The organism is Argonema antarcticum A004/B2, from assembly GCF_023333585.1.
GTDB classification, from domain to species: Bacteria; Cyanobacteriota; Cyanobacteriia; order Cyanobacteriales; family Aerosakkonemataceae; genus Argonema; species Argonema antarcticum.
The window spans coordinates 1-24,693 of sequence record NZ_JAIQZN010000104.1; the positions used below are offsets into that span (position 1 = coordinate 1).

At 42.6% G+C, this 24,693-nt stretch carries 19 protein-coding genes; 8 read left to right on the forward strand and 11 right to left on the reverse strand.

Translation table 11 applies throughout. The annotated features are described in order from the left end of the window. Positions 1-75 precede the first annotated feature (75 nt). On the reverse strand, positions 76-447 hold the full coding sequence (locus tag LAY57_RS29600; RefSeq protein ID WP_249070767.1) for a calcium-binding protein: 372 nt from the start codon (positions 445-447) through the stop codon (positions 76-78). Between the two features lie 230 nt (positions 448-677). On the opposite strand from LAY57_RS29600, the gene LAY57_RS29605 reads away from it, so the two are divergent. The 4 genes from LAY57_RS29605 (at position 678) to LAY57_RS29620 (ending at position 4,714) form a co-directional block, all read left to right on the forward strand. Continuing rightward, positions 678-977 carry a hypothetical protein gene (locus tag LAY57_RS29605; RefSeq protein ID WP_249070768.1) on the forward strand — a complete coding sequence of 100 codons (300 nt, stop codon included), beginning with the start codon at positions 678-680 and terminating at the stop codon, positions 975-977. 167 nt (positions 978-1,144) lie between these two features. Beyond that, positions 1,145-3,439 (forward strand): M23 family metallopeptidase, encoded by a 2,295-nt coding sequence (locus LAY57_RS29610; RefSeq protein WP_249070769.1) that lies wholly within the window; start codon positions 1,145-1,147, stop codon positions 3,437-3,439. Positions 3,440-3,456: 17 nt separating this feature from the next. Beyond that, positions 3,457-4,002, forward strand: a complete 546-nt coding sequence (locus LAY57_RS29615) for a hypothetical protein (protein ID WP_249070770.1) — start codon at positions 3,457-3,459, stop codon at positions 4,000-4,002. 43 nt (positions 4,003-4,045) lie between these two features. Continuing rightward, entirely contained in the window at positions 4,046-4,714 is a 669-nt protein-coding gene (locus LAY57_RS29620; RefSeq protein ID WP_249070771.1) for a hypothetical protein, read from the forward strand. 105 nt (positions 4,715-4,819) lie between these two features. Here LAY57_RS29620 and LAY57_RS29625 read toward each other — a convergent pair whose 3' ends face one another. After that, entirely contained in the window at positions 4,820-5,839 is a 1,020-nt protein-coding gene (locus tag LAY57_RS29625) for a DUF5895 domain-containing protein (RefSeq protein ID WP_249070772.1), read from the reverse strand. A gap of 158 nt (positions 5,840-5,997) precedes the next feature. Here LAY57_RS29625 and LAY57_RS29630 point away from each other — a divergent pair, with 158 nt between their 5' ends. Both LAY57_RS29630 and LAY57_RS29635 read left to right on the forward strand, forming a co-directional pair. Next, positions 5,998-6,291: a hypothetical protein gene (locus tag LAY57_RS29630; RefSeq protein ID WP_249070773.1), complete on the forward strand. Its 294-nt coding sequence runs from the start codon at positions 5,998-6,000 to the stop codon at positions 6,289-6,291. Positions 6,292-6,306: 15 nt separating this feature from the next. Then, entirely contained in the window at positions 6,307-8,403 is a 2,097-nt protein-coding gene (locus LAY57_RS29635) for a CHAT domain-containing protein (RefSeq protein WP_249070774.1), read from the forward strand. Between the two features lie 18 nt (positions 8,404-8,421). On the opposite strand, the gene LAY57_RS29640 is transcribed toward LAY57_RS29635, so the two are convergent. From LAY57_RS29640 to LAY57_RS29665, 6 genes are all read right to left on the reverse strand, one after another. After that, on the reverse strand, positions 8,422-10,905 hold the full coding sequence (locus LAY57_RS29640; RefSeq protein WP_249070775.1) for a tetratricopeptide repeat protein: 2,484 nt from the start codon (positions 10,903-10,905) through the stop codon (positions 8,422-8,424). Between the two features lie 20 nt (positions 10,906-10,925). Then, positions 10,926-11,237, reverse strand: a complete 312-nt coding sequence (locus LAY57_RS29645; RefSeq protein ID WP_249070776.1) for a hypothetical protein — start codon at positions 11,235-11,237, stop codon at positions 10,926-10,928. A gap of 38 nt (positions 11,238-11,275) precedes the next feature. Next, positions 11,276-11,479 carry a hypothetical protein gene (locus LAY57_RS29650; RefSeq protein ID WP_249070777.1) on the reverse strand — a complete coding sequence of 68 codons (204 nt, stop codon included), beginning with the start codon at positions 11,477-11,479 and terminating at the stop codon, positions 11,276-11,278. A gap of 104 nt (positions 11,480-11,583) precedes the next feature. Next, positions 11,584-13,608 carry a CHAT domain-containing protein gene (locus tag LAY57_RS29655; RefSeq protein WP_249070778.1) on the reverse strand — a complete coding sequence of 675 codons (2,025 nt, stop codon included), beginning with the start codon at positions 13,606-13,608 and terminating at the stop codon, positions 11,584-11,586. Between the two features lie 52 nt (positions 13,609-13,660). Continuing rightward, positions 13,661-14,569, reverse strand: a complete 909-nt coding sequence (locus LAY57_RS29660) for a hypothetical protein (RefSeq protein WP_249070779.1) — start codon at positions 14,567-14,569, stop codon at positions 13,661-13,663. Positions 14,570-14,800: 231 nt separating this feature from the next. Continuing rightward, entirely contained in the window at positions 14,801-15,553 is a 753-nt protein-coding gene (locus tag LAY57_RS29665) for a hypothetical protein (RefSeq protein WP_249070780.1), read from the reverse strand. A gap of 264 nt (positions 15,554-15,817) precedes the next feature. On the opposite strand from LAY57_RS29665, the gene LAY57_RS29670 reads away from it, so the two are divergent. Together LAY57_RS29670 and LAY57_RS29675 are read left to right on the forward strand one after the other, a co-directional pair. Beyond that, positions 15,818-17,743, forward strand: a complete 1,926-nt coding sequence (locus tag LAY57_RS29670) for a type IV secretory system conjugative DNA transfer family protein (RefSeq protein WP_249070781.1) — start codon at positions 15,818-15,820, stop codon at positions 17,741-17,743. Between the two features lie 405 nt (positions 17,744-18,148). Further along, the gene (locus tag LAY57_RS29675; protein ID WP_275994399.1) at positions 18,149-19,672 is read left to right on the forward strand and encodes an RNA-guided endonuclease InsQ/TnpB family protein; all 1,524 of its coding nucleotides are present in this window, start codon (positions 18,149-18,151) and stop codon (positions 19,670-19,672) included. On the opposite strand, the gene LAY57_RS29680 is transcribed toward LAY57_RS29675, so the two are convergent. The 3 genes from LAY57_RS29680 to LAY57_RS29690 form a co-directional block, all read right to left on the reverse strand. Next, complete coding sequence (locus LAY57_RS29680; protein WP_249070783.1) at positions 19,595-20,308, reverse strand: hypothetical protein; 714 nt, start codon at positions 20,306-20,308, stop codon at positions 19,595-19,597. The two genes, LAY57_RS29675 and LAY57_RS29680, sit on opposite strands and share 78 nt — an antisense overlap. Before the next feature lie 117 nt (positions 20,309-20,425). Continuing rightward, positions 20,426-20,611, reverse strand: coding sequence for a hypothetical protein (locus LAY57_RS29685; RefSeq protein ID WP_249070784.1), 186 nt, complete (start codon positions 20,609-20,611; stop codon positions 20,426-20,428). After that, a complete protein-coding gene (locus tag LAY57_RS29690; protein ID WP_249070785.1) occupies positions 20,586-24,365 on the reverse strand; it encodes a hypothetical protein in 3,780 nt (1,259 codons plus the stop codon). The genes LAY57_RS29685 and LAY57_RS29690 overlap by 26 nt, the downstream gene beginning before the upstream one ends. Positions 24,366-24,693: the final 328 nt, after the last annotated feature.

Sequence of the window (24,693 nt, forward strand, 5' to 3'; positions counted from 1 at the left end):
AGTGTGGCAAGCATCGCGCCGGAAAAGTGAATGTTTGTAAGTAAATGTTAGGAAAGTGACTACTGTTGATGAACCCTACCCAAATTCGTAGCCCCGATCGACCCAGTAATGCCAGTCTGCAATGGCTTGCTGAGTCTGTAGATCTGCATCTGGAGCCTCTAGCTGAATCAACGGTACTGCCAGCGTATCGCCCTCCCAGGCAATCTCCACGTACATTTCCCGATCGCACTCATCTTCCGATGCCATACCCACTACTTCTACAGTTGTGCCTTCTTTTACCGGAGAACTGCGTCGCTTACTGACACAGACGGCCATAAATGGAAATTCCATCGTATCCTGTAGGTAGTAGTACCAGCCCATTGCCTGCTCTTCAGGCCCATAGGCATCTACCACAATTTCCATCGTAATGCGCTCTTCGCGTTCCTCGTCGTGTTCCACTTTCGCCATAACAAAACTTTCATGGGTTGCTAAATCGTACACCCAGATTAAACGTTAACAGCGGTTCTTTTTGTGCAATTAGCAGCAAGTATTCGTGATTCACAAACTTACTTTAACAGTATTCCCCCTACATATCCGCCGATAGGCGGTGGTTGAATTAAGACTATCGGCTGAAACGCCCTTGAATTGACGCTAGCTACGCTAAGTTGTCGATTTTGACTACTTTGTAGCTACAAACTATGAACGAACCAAACAATTTCTACAGCACCGAACAAGGCTACGGTACAAACGGTTATGAAACTGAGCCATCTGGGTATTCTTCCGAAGGATATCAAAGCAATGGTTATAACAGTCAGCAATCGGAAGCTTACGGCGTTCCAGATTACTTTACAGATGGCTATCGAGAGAATGTTTTTGAAGGAAGTTTGAACTTAGCAGATACTCCTTGGGCTGAAACTGCTGCTAATCCTAATCCGCATTTCGATAGGGGCGAAACAACCACCAATTCTTATTTTGACTACGATGACCTAGAGTTGTAGCGCTTTTTTACAACTGTAAGTACCAATAAGAGCGCGAATTTTATTACTTAACGCGCTCTCTCATGAATTGACTGATAACCAAACTTTTTTACGCGGCAATGAAAACAAGATTCTTAGCAATAATTCGGCGCTTATCAGTAGGCATATTCTGTTTATTCTTAATAATTTTGAGCTTAATTTATGCGCCAAATTATGCTATTGCACAAACTACTGTTGATTCTACCGAACTGCCAACTCGGATTTTAGAAATACCCGGTGTTAGCAGACAAGGAAATCCTACTTCTGTCAATGCTCTTGTACCAGATTGGACGCAGATTTCTTTTTCCCAGATGCCACCCATTAGTCAATCTGGAAGCCTTTCAGCACAAGAGTACACGCAGGCAATTGGCTACGATTTGAGTCGGACTTGGACAGCAGGACAAACTCCCGACCAATACATCATGCTAGGCGATATTAGTGAAGCTTTGCAACCAGAACTGCTTTCACTCGGTTCAATCGCACAGCAAACTAATTTGAACTTGGAGCGAGTTGCTTTAAGTGCCTTCAATTTAGTTGGTAAACAAACCTTAGACCAGTTGGTTCAAGCTGTTCCTGTTCTCGGTCAATTTAAAGTTAAGAATGTTCCACCAGTAGCAGAATTGCTGAATACCAAAACTACTGATAATTTAAGCGATCGCACTTTAGCCCAAGTCCTCAGTTCCAATCCCCAGCTTGGACAGTTGAAGCTCGGAGAAATCGACCTCTCCCATTATTCAATCTCTTCAATTCCCAACTTAGATAGCACGCAAATTGGTGCATTTTCAGATTGGCAAACAACCTTAATTAAAGATGTACCCGGGCTGAATGCTTTACCCTTGTCTAACTTTCCCAATCCAGTTGCCGAAGTAGGCAATTTGGTAATGCGAATTGACGTTATTTATGGCCCTGCCGAGCGCAAACGAACCAATACTATTTCAGGTTCCGATGTTCAGGGATTTTCAGTCAACTGTCAAGAGAAAGATTGCGCTTACATTGAATTAGACGATCTAGAAAATTCTGGTCGCAATGCTCGCGGTTCCCTCGAAGGTAAACAATGGATCAGCGGTAAGTACCAGGAAGTCCAGGGCGGTTGGGGCTGTCTAAAAGGGGTTAATGGTGGTAAAGAACCGACGGGGAGGTTGCCCTTTGGCAGTGCCTTTAAGGTGGTGGTCATGGAACCAGACGAGCGGACTGATACCGTTGATACCGCTTTGTTCTTCCGGTTTTGTTCATTTTGCGGTTGCTCTCCCTATTTTATTGGCCCAGTACCCTTCTTTACTTATCGGGTCAATTCTCTCATTTTTGTGGGAGCGCTGGAGCCATCAGCGGTTGGCTCATCATCTACACCAACTGGGGCGACTCGCAGTTCGGTATCTTCCACTCCCACTAAGGGTCTAACTACGGCTGCAAATGTTAACGTTCCTTGTCCTCCAGGGGATACTGCACCGATTTCAGTTGGTAACGTTCAAGGGGTAAGTGTTGCGGCTTTATCGGAAGCTATTGCTAGTATAGAAAGTAGCGGTTCCTACGATACTATCGGTTCTTATGTTTGTGCAGATGGCGGTAAAAATTGCGGAGTTCCGCTCGGTAAATACCAGTTTGTCACTTACAACGAGTATGCTGCTAGTTCGATCGCATCTAAACCAGGAGGACAGCAATTTTTAGCTAAACTCAAAGGTGGTTATAAACCTACTCAATCCGAACTTTTCCAATTTTTTCCGCCTGCGGATCAGGAAGCTGCATTTCAAAGAAGTATTAGCGACAAAATCAATACAACATCTCAAGAAATAGACCCGACAACTGGCACTCTTTTTAACGGAGATCGCCTAATCGAACGAGTAGCTCAAAAGCATTTTGGCGGCGACTACTCCAAAGTTGACGGCGGCGCAACTGACGCATTCGGTCGTTTGACCTTAAAAAGCTACGGTTCTGATGTTTTAAGGCGCTATCAAGCAGGTGGTGGAACGATCTCCCGGTTGAGTGCAGCTGCTTGTACTCCCACTGCAAGTATAGATACTCAAACTACAGGTCAGTATATCAAGCCAGCGAATGGGCAAGTAACCAGTAGCTTCGGTACGCGAACTCGTCCAGTTTCCGGTGTGCGGAAAATGGACAACGGTATCGCGATCGCGGGAGAGGTCGGAAGTCCGGTAAAGGCGGTAGATGGGGGAGTGGTCAGAATGGTTGTTTCTGACTGTCAGCAAGGGGTACAAGGCTGTGGAGGTGGCTATGGGAACTGGATTGAAATCGACCACGGTAACGGTCGCACAACTCGGTACGCTCACCTGCAATCGGGTTCTGTGAAGGTCAAGGTAGGCGATCGCGTTTCTCAAGGTCAGGTTATTGGTGGTCTGGGTAGCACCGGGATGGTGGAAGAACCCCGCTTGCACTTTGAAACCCGTATTAATGGGACGGCTGTTAATCCATCTCAATTTGGAATTTGAATTTTCGGAGGTAGTTAATGGCAAGCGTAGTATTGAAAAAACGGACGCGGTTGTTGCAATTTAGCTGGGGATTACTAACAGCTTTATTGGTTTATTTGGTCAGTGAATTATTGATTAATTCTCCAGCTTTCAGTCAGTCTTCGCGAATGGCTGAAATTCCTTCATCTTGTCTTCCAGTTGGTCTTGGTACTCTCAGGACAGAATTTGTAACTGAGGTGAGAGAGGATGACATCAAATACCGCTTATTGGATGCTTATTTACCGGGAGATGCGATGCCATTTTCCGTATTGGTTTCTCTCAAAGACGAGCGGTGTGAATTGCTGTATTCCAACCCCATGAATGACTTCTATCCTTACAGTCGGGTGGTTAAGCAGTCAGTAGCGAGGCAATTGGCTTTGGGTGAATTGCGTTACTCGATTAATAAAGCAGGAGGTATCGATAAATTCCGCTCTACTTTACAACCGAGTTTGAAGGATTCTAGCTGGCAATTTTCTGAAGAAGACCTTTGGGCATTTAAACAGGTTGGTATTGCGGTTTCTACATCTGTTAAAGCTTTGCAGTAATCGACAATAATCAAAATCAAAGTATTTTAGGGAGGTAAACGTGATGGTTACAAAAGATAGAGAAGCAAACATAAGCCAAAAACAAAAAGGTGATTTAGTTACTCTGTTACATCCTCAACATTTTTCGCCGAATAATTTAGCTTCCAAACCTCCAGACAATTCTAAACCCCCTACATCGTTTTTATTTATTGGACGGTGGTTTCGTTTTGGAGTGATGCTATTCTTATTATTGTCAGTGCTATTAGGAACTGCTGGTTGCAGTACAAATACGGCAACAATCCCTTGGTCAGTTGCTACTAAAGTCGTTCCTGTTCAGACGGTTCAACTCGTTGTTACTGAAAATTCCGAACTTAATCCACAGTCAGATGCACCAAATGTTTTAGCTTGGACTGTTGATGGAAAAGCGGGTAGATTAGTTGTCTTTAATTTCAATAATCCCGGTGTTTGCAGTAACAAAGGTTGTCTGTACGTGGCTTATTTGATAAGAAAGGATACTTCTCCTGTTCGCGTTTTTTCTAGCTATCTTAACCCGAACTTACCACGTAATAGATTGTTGTTGCAAGTAGCGGATGACCCAACGAAAACTTCTGGTTTACCTTGTCTGCAAGTACAGCAGCCTTCGGGGGATAATATAAGGCAGTTAGTTTTCTGCTTCAACGGTCGGGAATACCAACTCGCTAAATCTTCTTTGATTGAGGTGCGTGGCAAGTAGTCAATATTTCAAATATTCTTTTCAGTAATTGTTTGTATTCGTGAAAAATGCCCCTGTTCCTCCTAATGAACTAGGGGCTTATTGATTGGTAATTATCGAACAGGCTTATTCATCGATATCCTCATCAAAATCGTCGAACTCGTCTTCATCTAAATCATCCTCGAAATCATCGTCATCTTCTATTACCTCGGCTGTAATTTTGCGGGGTGGTTTGTGTCCGTTATTGTGCTTTTTACCATTTTCTGATTTTCGAGAGATGGGTGGCAGCACTTGAATTTGAGGTTCTGCTGCTGCTGGTAATGCGGGTGCTTCGGTGAAGCCAGCGATGCTGTCATGCAGTCCCCAAAGCGTGTTTTTCTGCTGCGGTCGTCCTAGATACAAAGAAGGTAAGTTCTCGATAGTTGGTTTGGTGTAGTTGATAGTTTTGCAACAGTAACTTCTATTCGAGCCTTCACCTTCTTTGACTCCTTTAAATTCGACTTCTAGGATGCCAAGACTTCGCCATTTATCGTTTTTGCCGCTGAAGGGAATTTGGAAGTAGTCAGCGAACGTTTTTTCCAATAAACGGTAGAATTCATCTCTAGCAGCTTTGAAGCTCCACAATGCGACATTTTTGAACCTAATGACGATAGGCGTGCTGTGCATGGGACGATTGTTTTCATCTAGGAAAACAATCGCGTGTTCGCTAGCAACATCCATCGTTTTTTTGTCGAGTTGAGCTTTGTAATCTTCGTACAAGCCGATGGTAGTACCGCCTAAATCTGGCACATCATTCTTGTAACGAATGTATTCGGGAACGAATGCGAGTATGCACAAGCGGCATTTGGAAAGTAGCAATCCTGTAACGTCTTCTGTTAAACCAATTGTGGTCATTTCATCTTCGCTTGGCATGACGAACCAATTAGCTTTTTCTAACTGCTCTTCTGGAATTAGTAAGCCTGCTACTTGTTCGTTGACAACAATACCATAAGGTAGAATTGGTCGCCTTACTTGGTTGTAATTGGGTTGTAGTAGTTCTGGGTCGATTTCAAAATCAAAGTCTTCTGACTGAAATTCTGTTGTGTCTTCAATGATTTCTGGTTGGACTGGGGTTTTAGTTTTAGCTTTGCTGTTAGTTTTAACCATTATTTAGTTTGGTGAAAAGAGCGGTTCACCAAGGCGGTAGCCTTTTAACCCTGGATGGAAATCTGGCAATATTTTTGTTTTTGATGTAGAAAAGAACAATATAAAGGGTATTGCTTAAGTTTAAGCCAGTGCTATTCCTCTAAGTTAACCTTCAGTAGATGCCTAACCCTGATGAGTTGATAGCGATTCTCGATCGCATTCTCAATGGCAGCCGAGATGAGTCAGAAGTTACCCAACTGCGGCAGTGGCTCAAAGTCAGTGGCACTACGCTGCAATTCGTCTCTCAGGATGGCAAGTTCAATACGAATATTGGGCAGGTGCAGGGGGGCGAGATTCACATTGGCGATCGCCAACACTCCGAGAACTCCTCCAACCGACGACTCCTTTGCCCAACATTGACGGCACGCTGTCAGTCAAGCTATGCTGGAGGAGCAACTGCAGCTTACAGTTAATCTACCCATCGATATATGCGACTAAAAAAACTAATTATTTCTTCACTACTATTTTTTCTGAGTTTCACATCAATCATCCTACCAAATGATTTTTTGAGGATAGCTGGAAATCCACGTACCTTAGCTCAGACTCCAATCGAGCAAGAGCAAGAAATTTCCTCAAAGATAAAGTTGTTAGAAAATAGAGAAAAATTTCTTCTAAAAGAACTCAATTCATCTGATATTTCTTCTAATTATGGCACTAGATTTAATATTCTATACGAAATAGGATCTGAATATTTTAACTTAGCTAAACTCTCTGAAACACTTGGTTATCTTTCCCAAAAGGATAGTGCTTTATCGGGTGCAGAACGTGTACTTACTATAGTTGCAAGTAAAGTCAGTGTTTTTTCATACACTCCTAGCAAATGTAACTCTGACACATCACCGGATGATTTTACATTTAGTTTTACCTGCCCAATAGGTGGTAGTGGTACTTTTTCAGCAACTCTTAGATACGATACAGAAGGCTTAGAGAATAGTACTTTCAAACTTCTTCAACAGGTTTATATTGCACAAAATCGTCAAGAAGATGCGTTATTAGCTGCTGAATACGGTAGAACAATAGAGATAGATAAAAATCTTTTATTTAATTTATCACAAGAGGGTGATTTGCTAAAACTTGTCAAAGATTTATCTCCCAAGTTAACCATTGAAAATATAAAAAAGATTGCTAAAAATGAAAATTCTACAATTGTTAGTTATTCCATTATTTCCTACGAGGATGATATAGAATATATAGAATATTTAGTTAACCCCCGTCAAAATACAGGGAACACTCCACCAGCAAGTAAACTTTATATTTGGGTTATTCGTCCTACAGGACAAATTTCCTTTGTTGAGCGACCTCTTCAATTGGGAGTCTTGCAGGATGATAGGCAGAATCCCTCATTTACTGAAGAGTGCAAACCTTTAACTGATTTTTCGGATGATTGCCGTGGAGAACAGTTGACTGCCTTGGCACAAGGTATTGCCAAACTTCGTGGCTCTCTGGGAGTCAGAGAACGTGGTACAACCTTAAACGCACCTTCTTCACTCACACCAAAACAAATTACAGAACAAAATCAGCAATTAAATCAGCTTTATCAACTTCTAATTGCGCCTATTCAAGATTTACTACCTGTCGTTCCCGAAGAACGTGTGATTTTCATACCACAGGGATCGCTTTATTTCGTTCCCTTCGCAATTCTCAAAGATTCATCTGGACAATATCTAATTGAGAAGCATACAATTCTGACATCTCCTAATCTGCGTGCATTACTTTTAAGCAATCGCAATCGAGAACGTAGTTCCTCCCGTAGCAAACATGCTTTAATTGTGGGAAACCCAACAATGCCCACTATTAAAGTAGATAATGCTATCTCACCTCAAAGACTAGAACCTTTACCAGGAGCAGCCAAGGAAGCAATAGAAGTTGCCCAGCTTTTGAAGCAAAAGGAATTTGATGTTGATTTGCTAACAGATAATCAAGCAGATGAAGATAGAGTAATTCGTCGAATGCGAGATGCAAGAATCATTCACCTTGCAACGCACGGTATTATTGATACAGGCTCAGACAAGCCTAAGCTTAATATTTCAGTTCCATCTTCATCCTCTCAAAAGCCTCAGGAATCACTGTTTGTTGAGAATATTCTAGAATATGGGAATAGACTTCTAGATTTGTACCGTCGCTCTCAGCCTCGGATAGCATCAGGTGCGATCGCACTCGCTCCATCCAAAGATGAAGACGGTTTGCTTGATGCGGCTGAAATCATCGAAATGAAACTTCAGAAAACTGACCTTGTTGTCTTAAGTGCTTGTAATACAGGTCGGGGACCTCTAACACCAGGAGGAGTAATTGGATTGCCATTCTCATTTAGTGTTGCTGGAGTTCCCAGCATTGTCGTATCTCTTTGGTCAGTACCAGATGATTCAACCACGCAGTTGATGACCAAATTTTATGGACATCTTCTCAATGACCCAAACACGGATAAAGCTCAAGCATTGCGTCGGGCGATGCTTGAGATGATGCAAAAAAATCCTGACAATCCTAAAGAATGGGCAGCATTTACACTTGTTGGTTCGGCTAAATAAAATTACAGATTTAAACCCTTAATTATCTGAGTGATTAGTTTGCAAAACCAGTAATTTCTCTAAGTTAGTACGAATTTGAACCGTTATAGGATGATCGGGACCAATTTGTGTCTCCAAAATTTCTATTGCTTGAATGTATAAGGGTTGTGCTTCCGAAAAACGGTTCTTCTCTCGGTAAATTTTCGCTAAATTATTGAGGCTAATTGCTACATAAGGATGTTTTTCACCTAACAACCGTTTTCTCATATTAAGTGACTGTAAGTAGAGAGGTTCAGCCTCTAAATAACGTTCTTGCAAGTCATACATATACCCCAGATTATTTAAACATGTTGCAACATTTGGATGTTCTTCACCCAACATTTTCTTCTGTAATTCCAAAGCTTGAAAAAGCAGAGGTTCAGCTTCCAAATATTTTGCTTGAGCAAGATAGAGCATTCCCAAGTTATTTAAACCATCTGCTACGTTGGGATGCTCTTCACCTAGCAATTGTTTAGAAAGTTCCAATGCCTGTATGTAGAGAGGTTGTGCTTGATCGTATTGCTCTTGTAAGTTATAGCAGTATGCTAAATTACTAAGGCTTGTGGCAATACGTGGATGCTGCACTCCCAGTAATTTTTTCCGCATTTCTAATGCTTGAATAAATAAAGGCTCTGCTTCCTGATAGCGTCCTTGCTCGTTGTAGAGCATTGCCAGATTATTTAGACAATCGGCTATCTCAGGGTGTTCATTTCCGTATGTTCGTTTCCATATTTCCAATGCTTGTGTGAATAGAGTTTCTGCTTGTATGTATCGTCCTTGCTTGGAAGCAAGTACAGCCAAACTGTTAAGACTATCTGCTAGATCAGGGTGATTACTTCCCCGTAGATGTTTTCGCATTTCTAATGCGTTCATATATAAGGATTCAGCTTCTGTGTACCGCCCTTGAGATTGATAAATTCTTGCCAGATTACTGATGCTAATTGCAATCTCAGGGTGTTCAGTTCCAAGTCGTTCTTCTACTTTGATACGACATTGCTCGTACCAAATTTCTGCTTGATTATAGAATCCTTGGCTTTCGTAGAAACGACCTAAACCTGCAAACGGCTGAATTAGTTCTTGATCGCTTAGGTAATTAACTAAGGTTGTCGCAGCTTCAGCAAGATGAGGCATCATTGGTGTCATCTGCAAGAGAAATTTTAGAGTAGGTGACTCTGGAATTTGTTGAGCAATTGATGCCATAACTTGACAAAATTTCTGTTTTTGAGCATCTGCTTTATCTATCTCAGAATATTTTTCTTGTAGAAATTCTCGAATGAGTCTATGTAATTGATAAATACTTTCCGCTTTACGCTGTAGGAGGTGTAGATTCACTAGATTGTCATCTCGGATCTCCTCTAGGTCATCTGGATCTTCATTGGAAGCAACTTGTTCAACCAACTTCCAAGGAATAGGAGTGATGGCAAACAAGCTCAATAAAAAGGCTAACTGCTTTGTTGAGTCATCCAGAGTATCCCAACTTAAGTTGAAGGCCGCTGACACTCCCAGTGGTTTGGTCATGTCAGAGTCCGGGTTTTGCAGCGATCGCTCTTCTAAGCGTTTCTTCTCTAATCTTTGCTGTATTTGTGCAATGGATAAATCTAGTTTGCGATCTAGGTATCGCCCAACCAATTCTAGCCCTAGAGGTAAATAGCCTAACCAGCCACAGAGTTGTTTAGCGTCATTTAAGGTTTCATGAATACGATCTTTTCCCACTAACGATTCTAGTAGCTCTAATGCAGAGGACTCATCCAAAACCTCTATTTCCAGTTGTTTAACTGATTTACCTAGTCGCAACTGAGTTGTAATGAGTACTTTAAAACGAGATTCTGATGGCGGTAGGTAGGGTTTAATTAGTTCGTAATCTATGACATCATCAATAATAACTAGTACTTCTCCGGCTTGCCAGTGTGACCAACAAAACCCAACTTGACCTAGTAGGTCTAATTCCTCCAATGGGTTGAGTTGTAGACGCGATCGCGCAAATTGAACAATTTGAGACCCAATATTCAAACCTCTTGCCTGTAACCAGCAAATTCCACCCAAATACTGTGGTTTGTACTTCAAGGCATATTGCAAAGCCAGTTCGGTTTTGCCAATTCCACCCATACCTGTGATTGCGGTCACAGTAATCCTTTGGTTGTCTTGGAGCAACTGGTGCAGGGTATATAACTCGTGATTTCGACCAATAAATTCCACCACACCGCTGCGAGGTAGGTTTTCAACAATTCCAGTTGCTTTAGGAAGTTGCTTTTGAACAACCTCAATAAGTGCTTGAATTGCGTCATCATTCCACGTAACAAAGACGCGATCACCAATGTGAATCTCCTCTCCCTGACCAATGTTGACGTTGTACTTGCCCAGTTGCAACACATCCTGGCGATCGCCTACAGTTAAAGCGCGACGTAGCCGTTGCAGCTCAACTTCCGCGTATTCCCCAGCTGTGATGCGGTCAATGATGGCAAGTAAGTCATCAGGAGGAGTCATCTGTTAATTTTCTCTATAGTCTATTTGGCGGACATCAACGTTTGCTGAATAACTGTCCTTAGCTTTTTCCAAACAACCTCACCTTTGAAGTGGTCAAAGAAATTGGCTGGCTCCTCGAAGTAGTAAAGCGCCTTCCGGTTGAGTTCGCAAACAACTGGCTCCTCATACCATAGCCAATCTACACTGTAATCGAAGGGATTCGTCTTTTGGATGGCACTCCCAGTTTCTGGAGCGACTTCATCAACAATTGCAACAGCGAACCAGATGTTCGTTGGCACCTTGGCATTAAAAACTGCCTGACCAGTGGTAGAATGATTAGCTATTTGGCTCATTTTTCTAGCATATTCCGAACATTTGGCAGAAAACTCTCTTAAAGAACTCGCCCAAACTGCACAATCTGAGTCCCGACATCCACGCCTCTTGCCGAAAGCCAGCAGATTCCTGCCGGGTACGTCGGCTGGTATTTCAGCGCATATTGCAACGCCAGTTCCGTCTTGCCGACACCGCCCATCCCAGCGATCGCATAGACAGCAACCCGATGATCCTGTTGCAACATCAGATGGAGTTGCGACATGACCGTATCCCGACCGACAAACTGCACCACGCCACTACGGGGGAGGTTTTCAGGAATCTTAATTGGTTTAGGGAGTTGCTTTTGACCAACTTCATTTTTTACCGTTAATTGGACTTTTTTTTAAAATTTTTGAATACTGGGGTATGTTCCTCTGGGATTCCTTGCAGAGCGATCGCATCGCAGCCACCATGATAAGCATCTTCATACGAGTAACCTGCACCTAGTTCATCATAGAAACCAACTGCAAACTTAATCGCTGCATTGTCTCCAATCTTACTATTCATACCAACTATATAATCAATATGTGCAGCGATCGCATCAGCTTGAATCTCCGAGTAGCAAGCATTGAGAACAACACATTCAAGCCCTCGCGTTGCAAAGCGTTTAAATAAATTTACTAAAGCTTCAGTTGGAACGAGTTGCGCTCTGCCAGCATCATCTTCCAAAACTAATCCATCTTCACCCGATCCATGACCACAAAAGTGAATAATTTGTGGGCTTAAATCCAACAAAGCACGACGCAAATCATCAGGGCGAACAGCCCATCGTTGCTGTAAAGTAAACTTTTCTCGCTGCTGCGACCTTCGCAAACCCTCATCAATTTCTCGCACTTCTTTATCTAGGCGCAATCTAGCTTGATTTGTAGGGCTGGAAGCTAATACTAAAATTGTTTTTGGCAAACTACTTTGAGGATTTTCTCGTTGCGCCAAGTCATGAAACTCCTCTTTAAGAATAGACCGAACAATTTCTTGAATATCTGTGGCATTAGCACCACGAAGTACAGAGCGAGCCACCTCTCGAATCGCTTGTGCATCAAGTCCTTGATAAGTGCGATCGCCAATATGAATATCTTGTCCTTGTCCTATATTAACGTTGTACTTTCCTACTTGTAAATTTTGAATGGCACCACTATTTAACCATTGACGTAAAGCTTCAACATCATAATCTGTTTGAGTTCCGTTGAGAATGCGTTGAATAATGTAGTTCGGGTTACTGTTTTTTGTCATACTCTGACGCTTGAATAGATAGCCATCTTGCACGCGCATGAAGATGACAGGGGTGGCAAAATCTCGTTTCCCATATTGCATTGAACCAAGAGCGATCGCACGTCTTCCATATTGAACTGCAATATCAACCGGATCTTCTGCTGCCAACTGTTGATAGAAGCGCAGTGCAAAGCGACTAGCAGTGCTGTTCGTCACTTCATATTGCATCGCCACAACCACAGGCACATTTTGTTGGACAACCTTAGATGCAACTCCCACAAATGCTTGTGATGAAGACAGCATTCCGCCTTCACAAGCTTGTAACATGACTACGCCTGGGCGGTGTTGATTAAACAATTCACTGAAGTAATCTGCATCCACCCACATTGCCTCATTAAAGTCAGGATCGACTAAAGCTATCTCACCGACTTCTTGTTTACCCTCATTTTGCATCCGTCCATGACCAATGAAGTGAAAAATATGAGGGTCTTTTGACAGAATAGTATCAATAGCTTCAGGGTTAGCAGAACTGACAATTGGCAATAATTCTACTCGCTTTGCTTGTTCAACTGCTAGTTTTTCTAATGCTGCTTGGACTGGTTCGTAGGCAACGGGCGGTAAATTAGGAGGAGCAGAGATAACTAATGCAATTCTTAGCTTTTCATCTGGTGCTAATTGAATTGGTTGTGCTGCAATCCACTGCGATCGCCTACGGGAAAAAACCAGATCTGGTAACGTTCCCATCCAGATTGTACCTAGATTAGCTCTTGCAGGCACGCACATAAATTCCCAAGGCAGGGCAGCTATCTCAGGCATTCCCTGTTCGTCGATATCCAGTTCAACTCGCAGTAGTTGTTTTTCCTGTTGTACTACCTGATAGTAAAAGTTGACGAAATCCTGGCGCAGCACGTCATCAAACAGGACATCAAATAAGGCTTCTCCGAGCGATCGCACTAAATTAGAATCGTTCAACTCGTTATTTTTGGCAGCTTCTAGCAGTGGTGCAATCTCTGGTAGCTTCTCCTGATACCGAAGTGCGCCCCTAGGTTGTCCTTTGTCTTGATGTTGAGCATCCCACTTTTCCACCTGGACGCGATCGCGGTTGGCAACACGAATGCGATAGGTGTAGTATGTTTTCGCCATAAGTTTTCGCCTCTGCCTTTGAGCCTACTTTAGCAATAAAGTTTCTTAGTCATCATCCTTTAGGCAGATTTAGCTCCCATTGTTCGGAATCACCACGAGCAAAGTGGATGGCTGCTTCGTTTTTCTGCTTGAGTAGTTGTTTCAAATTTTCGGACAAATTGGCAAAAACATCTCGAATATCAGCCGTTAGCCAATTCAGATCGGGTTCAGCCCATACTGTACCCTGCAAAGTAATTGATTCAGTTCCTTTGGGTACTTTAAAAACGATGCCGAATTTGGCTGTGCCAATTTTCTGTAGTTCTCGATCCTGAATTCGCCAGTGACAAGTAGAATTCCCTTCACCGTTGGTCAGAATTTCGGAATGACCGAGATGATAACGATATGCAGGAATAGCTAAAAATGCCTTGAAGTTATTTTTGCTGGTGACATTGGCTTTAATATCTTCTGGTATCGAGCCTAATAGTTCGGCTAACTTCGAGGAATCAACACCCACATCCCAATTCAAGTTACCATTTAATCCCACATCCATACCTACTCCCAAGTTCATTACTGAACGCCACTTTTGAGTAGGAAATAAGCTAACAATAATTGGTTCATTGCTACCTTTAGGACTAAAATCTAACTCGCAGGTTAACCGCCAAAATCTAGCACCACGTTCAGCACGGAGAGCAACAGTCAGCGTCATATAGTAGAAGTCAAACTGCTGTTGCATCTGTTGTTTATAGATGCTATCGAGTTCAGTACCACTATCTTTGAATGTATTTTCTGTCAGCCGAATTAACCGATCTCTGGGATTCCCAAAGCTGATTTTAGTTTGAAATAAGCTATCAACTTTTTCGGCATTGATACCCAGTTTTGTGCCGCCTGTTAGTGTTCCCTCCCATTTCTGAACTTCTTTGAGTAAGTCAGATAATATAGCATCGTTTTCCTCAAAGTTGGGTTTGAATATTTTATCAGTCATATTGAGTATGGCTTTTATACTTACAAGGTGGTTGAAGAGTTCTGGTGTTAGCTTTTCAGTAAAACCACTTAGAGGTTAGGTGCGAGAATACTCATTTAATACCTTTTCCCAGATTAAGCATTAAGAGGGCTCCGAAGCTGGAGGCAGTAGACCACCCCCTCTCTTGGTAGCAGTCTTTACTTTTACCAGTTTGGCAGAGTTTGGCAGAGTTTGCCAACCTTTTGCCAAAACTCAGACAGGAATGTGGCTTTTGGGGTTTACCGCTCTCGATCGCAATAATGGCAGCCCTTCTACCAAGTTTATAGCTGCATTCAACCCAGCGATCGCATACAGATCCGCCGCATCCGCTTTTTCACCGGGACTGGCGTTTGCTTCCTCTAGCAACTTTATCAGATATTCAGGCACCTGTATAATAGCGCCATCGCTACAAGCAAGGGGAATAAATTGTGTATCGGGAGCCAAAACTTTAGGTTTCAAAAAAGGCAGTTCGCGCTGGAAAAATTTTGAATTACAACGATATTTTTTCACCGTTTCCTGTTCTTGTTTGCGTCTATATCGTCGCTTGGCTCGATAAAAGCTGCATTTTAGTGAAGGCGGTTGATTAACTGTTAGAATAGCTTGATGAAAAGGGAAATTAAGCTGTTCTCCTTGTTTGATTTTAACCCTTTCTAATTCGTACTTAGAAATCCCATTTGGTGTGACCGGACAGTGAGGATAAGAGGCTATTTTGCAGGTATAGGTTAGATCGGAAAGCAACTCACCTTTTTTAGAGAGTCTAACTTTAATATAGTGCCATTTGAAACCGGGTAAATAGCTTCCTGAATACTCAATAGAAATTGGTTCCATATAAATCCATTCTGTCCGCTCTAGAGTAATTGAGATATCACCTCTTCCTAATTTTGTAATTCCAATAGATTTTGAAACTTGATAATCTGGATGTCTTTTGAAAAATTCAGACAACCACTCCTTTTGCTTCTTGTTCATAAAAAAAGAATATGTTTTTAGCGCTTTTTATCGGTAAAGCACTGCGTTAGCAGTTTGATATAGAGATTAACTTAAAATTTCCAGCGTCGTAAATTATTTGATTAACCAAAAGGCTGACTTGTTAGATGTAATTTCCCATCCATCTGGTAGAACAAGTAGAAAATCATTTTCCGTTAGGTTGACTTGTCTGGTAATCTCAATTTGTAGCCACATAATTTTTGTGAAGTTAAATAAAATGTTCGCTAACCGAAAAGCAGATAAATTATGAACTTTGAAATCAAATTTTTATTTGCTCAAGCTAACTCTAACCCTATTCTTGCTCAAACTCAAAGGAAAACAGAGCAACCTGCACCCCTATCTTCAATTAACTTGAGTGGTATCTTACAGCAATACAATAATCCAGAAGGTTATTTAACCATAGGATTTTTTATCTTTCTGCTTTTACTATCTCGCTTTATGGGAAATGGGAAAGGTAAAATTACCACTGGGAAGCTGTGCGGTACTTCTGAAAAGATGGCAGCTAGTAATTTGGCATTAAAGCAGATTAAAGAGCGCAAACACAATAAAGTAACTCTTTGGTGTGGCAGTCTTCGCTATTGGTGGAACGGTAAAAAACTCAGGGGATTAGTTGCTAGTTTTCAAACGGCTTTGGGAAGCAGTCCGACTGTTTGGCTTCCTCATGCAGAACGGTCAATTTTAGTAATTGGTGCGCCCGGTTCGGGTAAAACTTTTTCGACAATAGATAGAGCGATCGAAAGTGCAATGGTGCAAGGATTTCCAATTATTATCTACGATAAAAAAGGCGATCAGCTTAAGCTTCACGCACCTTTGGCGGCTCGTTACGGCTATAAAGTGTGGGCATTTGCACCGGGGGAACCTTATTCGGGCGTAATTAATCCCCTCGATTTTATGAAGTCGCCGCAAGATTCGGTTATGGCTGGAGAAATCGGTCAGGTTATTAATCGAAATGCCAGTTCCAGTCAGGGAAAAAGCGATGAATTTTTCTCAAAAGCGGGGGATTTGTTGGCGAAGGCGCTGCTTCAGTTAGTGAAGGGTTCTAAATATCCAGATATGGCGATGCTCTATGCAATTATGAGGTTGCCAAATTTAGTGAAACGAATCGATTATGCGGTGCAATCCCGTCAAATTGATGAGTGGGTTGCTACCAGTTTCAACCAATTTTTGAGTGCTAAGGAAGCAGAAAAAACTATCTCTGGAATTCTCACAACGGCGGCGGGAACTTTCAGCAGTTTTATTCAGGCTGACTTATTGCGAGCTTTTTTGGGGGAGTCGAATATACCGACTAAACTTGAAGGTCGGCAGATGATCGTGTTTAAATTAGATGACGAGCGGCGATCGGTCGTGGGGCCATTGCTGGCGGCGGCTATTCACCTGTTGGTTGTTTCTAATTTAAGTCGTCCCCGGAAAGACCCGCTGATTATTTCGCTGGATGAGTTTCCTTCGATTCGACTGGACAGGATGCCCCAGTGGATTAACGAGTATCGATCGAATGGGGCTTGTTTTATTCTGGGAATTCAGAGTTTGGAGCAACTTTACGAGGGATATGGGGAGAAAATGGGAGCAGCGATCGCATCTGCTTGCAGCACCCACATCCTATTCAATCCCGGCAATACGGATACTGCCAAAAAATACTCGGAACGCTACGGGGACAAAGAAGTGCTGGTGAAAAGCAAATCTACCAGCCGTTCTCAGGGGGGTCAATCTCAAGGTAATCAATCGATTAGTTGGAACGAGTCGCTTCAGAAAATGCCGCTGTTTTCGGTGGACGAGATTTTGCGGTTTCCCCAAGGTCGTTGCGTGATTACTAACCCAGGCTACAGTTCTGGTGGTGAGGGGTCGATTCCTTATGCGCTGACTATTCCGATTCCGAAAGCGGATTTGAAACGTCAAAGCGAAAGTGAAACGCTTTGGGAAGAACAGGTTAGACCTCGTTTGGAAAGTCGGGTGCAACTTGCTAGCCTGGAACAACTTACAGCTGCATTGTACGATCGCATTGCGGAGGCTGAACGGATGTTACCACTGCCGGATGCTGGGGGTAATGTTCCTCAAGAGTCGCAGGCGGCTAATGGTTCTCCTCAAAGGTATGTGTCTGACCCGCTGGATTCTGTGGTTACTAAAGCTAAACGAACGAAACGGGTATTTTCCACAGGTGGAATTGGTAAGCGTTAGGAGTTGTGGCCCAATGGAAAATTTTCCATTGGGCCTTCTGGGTTAGTGGAAATTACTGGGCGATCGCGTGGGGGAAGATGGCACCTGTATGCCTTCTATATTTTCACAGAAAAACGTGGGAGGATGGAAGCCCCGTATTTTTAAATCGGGGATGAAATCCGACCCACGCGAATTTATTCGCCGTCAAGATTTCTCGCCCTATTCTCAATTAATTCACTGGCACTAATACCTTTGATAGCTGATAATAACTTAATGTTATTCCAGGCAGTAGGCGTTAAAACAACGGTTCTTTAAGTCTTAACTTCGTTATGTAAAATAGGTATATCTTTTCGCTTTTTTATTGTCATTTTTAACTATACCGTATATACTAAATATAGTAGATAAAGTAACTAGAGGTGGTATAAGTTGCAAGTAAGGTGGAATTTCAAGTTCAAACCAAATCAGACTCAGATTATCAAAATGTCTGAGTGGTTGATAAGTTTGAGAAAACATCGTAATTATGCGCTACGAGAGAGAGAAACTGGATACAATACCAACAACCAAAATGCGGATACTCCAGTTAGTTATGCCTGGGGTAGTTATTGCGATCTAGAATCTAGAATTGAATATGGCGCAAATTGTCCGTTAACTTGTCCTGTTCTTAAACATGGGGTTATCCCATCGGATTTATCGCTGGCTCTAAAAACCAGTTCGGGCATAATTAAATGGGATATCGCATCTGGGATACAGATGAAAGTAACAACGCAATTACGCCATCAATACTGTAGTTTTGAAAATATTGATTCAGATGTTTTACAGCGTAATATCGCACTTTTAGACACAGCATTTAATAATTTTTGGAGGCATGGGAGAGGATTCCCTCAATATCTGCGTAAGTTAGATTCATTTGAGTACAAACCAGGGCGCGTTAAGTTAATCAATTTTGTAGATAGTTATGCAACTGTGTATCTCCCTGGTATTGGCAATGTCAAAATGTTTAACAGTAGAGATTTAAATTTAATCAAAGAGATTAGAACCTGTACAGTTAAACGTAGTGCAGATAATTGGCACATTTCGATGTTGATAGAAATACCAGGAGAACTACCAGAAGTTAAAACAAAAATTAAATCAGTTGTTGGGATTGATGTTGGTGTTAATCGGCTTGTAGCCTTGTCAGATGGTAGTTTTGTTGAAAATATCAGAGCTACTACTAATACTAGAAATGCTAGGCGATTAGCGATGCGTCAACGTGCAGCTAGTCGTAAAATTAATGGTTCTAAGAATAAGGCTAAAGCTTATCAAAAGTTAGCGAAAATGCAGCATAAATTAACTCAAAAACGAAATGGTCATAATTGGCAAGCTGCATCAAAAATTGTCAAAACGGCTGATGCTGTTGGACGTGAAGATCTGAAAATTACCAATATGGTAAAACGAGCCAAACCTAAACATAATGGGAAGGGAGGTTATTTAAAAAACGGAGCATCTGCTAAAACTGGATTAAACAAAGTAATTCTTGATTGTGGTTGGGGTGATTTGTTTAATAAAATTGCGTGGCTGGCAGCTAAATCAGGTAAACCAGTTATTGCAGTCGATCCAAAATATTCAAGCCAAGAATGCCCTAAATGCAAGCATATAGACAAGAAAAACCGCAGTGGTGAAAAATTCATCTGTACCAACTGCGGATATGCCGATCATGCTGACACAAAAGCATCAAGAATTGTAGCTAAAAAAGTTGGGTTACTATTCCCAAGTAAAACAAAAAAGCTACCGAGGGACTCTCGGAAAGTTACGCCTAGTAGATATCAATCCTCTGTGGTTGAGACTAGGAACCATGCCTTAGAGCAATTGAATACTCAGTTAAGTTTGTTCGATTTAACTGATTATATGATTGCTGACAATCGGGAATCCAGAAAATACGGCAGAAAATCTGGAGAATCCCTGTCTCTTTAGAGCCGGGAGTGTCAATTCTGGGATTTTCTTGATGTCGAAATTGGTCGGGGATGCGATCGCTTTTGACAATCTCACTTGATTGGGAATTGGTGCTGTCTGTTCTGCGAGAACGGACATAAGCCAATCTCTTGTTTCTTTATGTTGCTGAGTGTCCCAAGCGATTTCGTGCCTTTTGCCTGGATCGGTGGGGTGGAGTGCTAAGATACTTAGCTTGAGGGTTTCTGGCGGCAATGAAAGATATTCTGTTGCTACCCACAACTTAACTTTGTCAGACCAATTTAATGATGGATGTCGAACTGCCCACTCAATTAAGTTGACATATCCATTTTTGAGAAAAGCTACATTCGCGTTTATTTGTACGCACACATTTTTTGTGTTTGTACGAAGTTTGGCAATGAATTGGGTATCTACTAAAAATTGGGTGGGTTTCCATTCAAAGATTTCAGGAAATAGAAAACCTACTTCCATCATCCATCTGTCGATTTTTGGATGAGAAATTAGCAATGGTTCGGTGGGTAGTTTCATGCAGGTTTGTTTGATTGCTAGCTGAAAGTTTTGTTGCTCGGTATCAATGGGTACAGCCAGCCGGGTTGGATTGACGAGGGAGTTTAAATCGGAAATTGAGATGACTTGCATACAGGGGTAAACAATGACTGCTTACCCGTCGGTGCGACGTTAGTCGCTTGTATGCGGTGGAATATCCATAGTATTGAATAATTGAAAGTCTTCCGTACTTACTATCCTAAAATATTATTAAATAGCCCTAATAAGAGCCATGTGTTCCCATAACCTGATGATTATATCGGTACACTCTCTTTTCGCCGCCTCTCGCTCTGCTTCTGTAGGGGCTTGTTCAGCCTGCTCCATTAGTTCTGCAATCCGATGAGCCATCCAGCGCCCTAACGTATCTACGCTATCCTCCAGATCGAGTTCTTTCACGATCCGTTTGCCTAATGTCACGACAGCTGTCCAGGGTTTCGAGGATTCTGTCTCGTCGGAGAAGGTAGATGGTTGTCGATCCAATGTCATATTCTTCACCCTCTTCTCTCTGGTTATTCAAACGGTTATGAGCTATTTGAACTTCGATAATCAGGTCACGTTCACCTTGGTTGAGATAGTCAAGTAGCGACTCAATATTTATCCACCACCTTTTTCCACCAGAAAAGGCTTGTGTAACCTGCCGTTCGCGGAGATTATCACTCCAAAATTCTAAATAGGCGATTTTAGATCCATCACTAGAAGCATATTCCCAACGACTAGGCAGTTTGTTCAGATTAATTGATTTGAAAAACCTACTGTCTAGGATGATGACTTCAGCTTCTAGGCTGGATTCTTGTTTGGCAAGGGGATCGAACTGGTCTAATGCTTCTTCCTTCTGCCTCTTGATTTCCAGGCATGGCTCCAATTCAAAACCAGGTTGACTAATTTCAAACTCACCAAATCCTCTACCCTTTACAGGAAGTTGAAACCTATGGTTGGGAGTTGTTTGTAAAGCGCAAAGCAAAGAACGTCCTGTAACCGGATTAACTAATGCGCTACTTATTCGTATATGACCTACTCGTTCATAATCATACAGATCTATATGTCCCCAAATAACAATTTCACCACTGTGTCCTGATTCTGTTAGTCCAAGACCCGAATCAAACTCTTCTAACGAATATTGTTTTAACCACTCCTTGATTGGTGAAAACCGCCCCCAACTATCTGGACGATAAGGTGTTGGTATGCGAAGGTCTGCCAACCAAAAGTTAGGACTTACATTGAGATGTCCTTGAATCCACTCTTCCCAAGGGCAACCAGCGTCTTCATAAGTTTCAACAGCAACAGGCATTAATTCATCTATCATTTCCCCAGCCGCACATAGCATTGCATGGTATTCAAGATATGTGTGAAGACTCTCTACTCTTGGAATGCTTCCTTGAGAATTTGACGTTTCTCTCCAATCGTAGTGACCCTCTAACTCACGTCGATCTTCATACCAATCCCGGTCAGTTCTTCCCCATCGATCGCAAATCCATTGCTCTGCTCTACCAACAATATTACTTTCGGTATAACCGAAAATTTTTGATGCCCAATTATACCAATAGCGCAAAGTATCTGTCTCATCAAAGCTAAATCGATTGTTTATTCTGTCCTTATCAGCTTTTACTCTAGGACTTAGAGGCAATTCATATTGGTTCTCTCGTGGGTAAATGCAGGCTGATGGATTATTTACCAACTTCAAGTGTTCAATAACATCCGAAGGTAGCGATCGCGGCTCATACTTGACTATACGTAGAGCAGTTTGCTTAGCAAGTTCTCGAATTTGAGCGTGAGGAAAATCACGATTTAGTGCATGGTTTGCAATTGTCTGCACGTGTTGCTCTAGAATTTGAGGACACTCATGTGCCAATCTCTCGAAAAGCAACATCAACCACGTTCGTGCTGAGATCCAGTAGAAATCCAATTGGGGAGAACGAAACATTCCTGCCGTTTCTGATTGTGACAACTTTACGAGTTCGTCAAGCAAAGCCTGATTAGGAAGTTTAATAATCCCCCGTGCAGCGTGTAGTGCTCTCCATCGAACTCGCTTATCAGGATGCCCAAACAATGCCCAGAAGAAATGAGCCAGCAAAGCTTGGGATGTATCGGGTAACTGAGTCTGGAGTACGGGAGGCATTTCTGTGCCTTGCTCTATTTGCATTTCACTCCGCGTAAGCGACCAATCAAGAATATTCCGAAGTTTTTCAACCGGAAGTTTTACTGCTAGCGATTTAGCAGCCGTGTATAGTTCCTGTGGAGAAAGGGACTCCAAATGTTGGGCGATAGCCGGAAGAAGTATAGCAGTCCGTTGTTCAGTTAGGTTAGGTAGCGAAAGAAGCTGTTCTAGAGGCGGATCTGAGCCATACCATAAAACTAACAGTGCTGGCAGATGAAGTTCGAGGAACTTACTAATACCTTCTGGAATCCACTTTTGTATGATGGTAGAGTTACCCCACTCTTTTAGATAGGTTTGTAGCACTATAACGATTTCATAAACCAGCAATGGGCTGATGTTCACTGAAATCAGCTCATTCAAATACTCTACACGCTGAGAAGGAGTAACCGATCGCCCTAATGCAGTCAAAAATTCTTGAATTATGTTGCTGTCACCATTCATCAAGACTTGACGAAGCCGCGATTCTAAATCAATCAATGAGCCGCTACGTGCCTCATTAATAATGTCCTGAACAATAAATTTGCGGGTTGTCATTGGGCGATACGCGGAAGAAGTATCTCGGTCTTCTATAGATGGAAGTGAGGATACAAACGATATCAGTTCGCGCAATTCAGCAATGCCTGCAAGTTGCCCCATGCCATGAGCATCAGCCCATTCCATAATTCTAGTTGCTGCTGTTTTGCGTTCTGCTAGGGGAACATCTCGCCTAATCCAATAGCTGAGTGCCTGCATCATCTGTACAAGCTGCGGTCGAGCAGAAACGCCCGTAGTTCGTAACCGTTCGAGAAGGGGAATCGCATCTTCGGATATGTCATATCTCTCTCCTGCCAACCGAAGTAGCCAGAATCCTTCAAGAGGAGAAAGGAAGCCACTTTCGGTTACTTCTTTGACAACAGGAATAATGCTATGTTCTAGTAGAAAGTGGTTTTCATCATCCCATAGGCTGCACAAAGCCAAACCATTAGCAGCATCTAACCGAGAAACAGTACCAAGTGTTGCCTTCCAGGGCAGTTCAGAAGGCTCTGACACATAATCCTTATGTTCTTCAACGATGCGAGCAAGACGTCTCGAAAAATTTTGTCTGTCTTCAAATGATAGAAAGGGCGCGAGCTGATGTGCCAAGCAGGACAGCCAAGACAATAAATACACGTTATCGTCGTCAAGGCTCTCAGTCGCCATAAGACTGCGTTTGTAGTAATCCCGTCCCAATTCTTCGTCATATTGACTGACAACTAAAGCACAACGCAATAGAGTTTGCCAACGATCGCGTCCGGAAAACTGACTTTTGACAACATTTTTTTGAGTAATACGTGAAGGAACAAGGGGGACAAGGGAACTAGGAGAAGGGAGGGTTTCCTTAAAACGTCTGTCTTGAGGAAAGTTTGCTTTTAGGATTTTCTGTGAAAACTCAGGTTTGGTAAAAGGTTTACCAATGACATACCGAGCGGCTCGCTCAAGCAAGTGATATGCCAGTGGACGATATGCCTCTTGGAGCATCATTCTTTCAGCAAGGTCTATCCACAATCGATGTGCTGCTCCTCGTACAAGGTGTTCCGCAGCATCGGCAATTGCTTCGAGGAAACTTTCAGCATCGCCTGAACAACTCAGGAGTGCTTCGCAAGCTTGATTTGCCCATATGATGTACTGAAAGTCGTGCTTGAACCAGCGATGTTCGCTTACCGCAAGGCGAGACTCTAAATCGGAAGTTAGGCTCTTCCAGACATCCGAGATTGCGGGATGCTTCACGATGGCTAGTGCGCGAACCTTGTAAACATTGAGAATTTTGCGGAGCATTTCAGGGAAACTTCGCCGTTCCGATTCGCGATACCGCTCCAGGACAAGATCGGCGGTGGTTACCTCTTGATCTGCGAGTGCGGACTGCAAACATACCGTTCGTAGCTGCAGATCGTATTTAAGCAAATTGCTCTCGGCATAGGGAATAGCTTCAGGAAAAGCTGGACACACCACTTTGGTGAGGCGCTGTGTGCGTTCCACGTCTAACCCATATGAAGCAGTCAGTTCACAAAACGCAACTGACCATCCACCCAAAAATTTAGGGTGTTTCTTTCCTCTTTGGACTGTTCTATCTAGACGCTCTGCGGTTCTGTCCACTAGCAAACGCGATGGTTGGCTTCCAGCCTGCCAAGCCGCGGCCAGAAATATTGCATTAACCCACGAGGGCAGATTCAGTTTGCTCAAGTACTGTTCCAGTTGTTCCTGACTAAGTTGCCTAGCCAGCGATGTAGCGTAACCGTTCAGGGGGTGCGCCTGCGGCGCACCACCCCAAGAGGAGTTTGAGCATCAATGTGTTAGAGATCTCAGT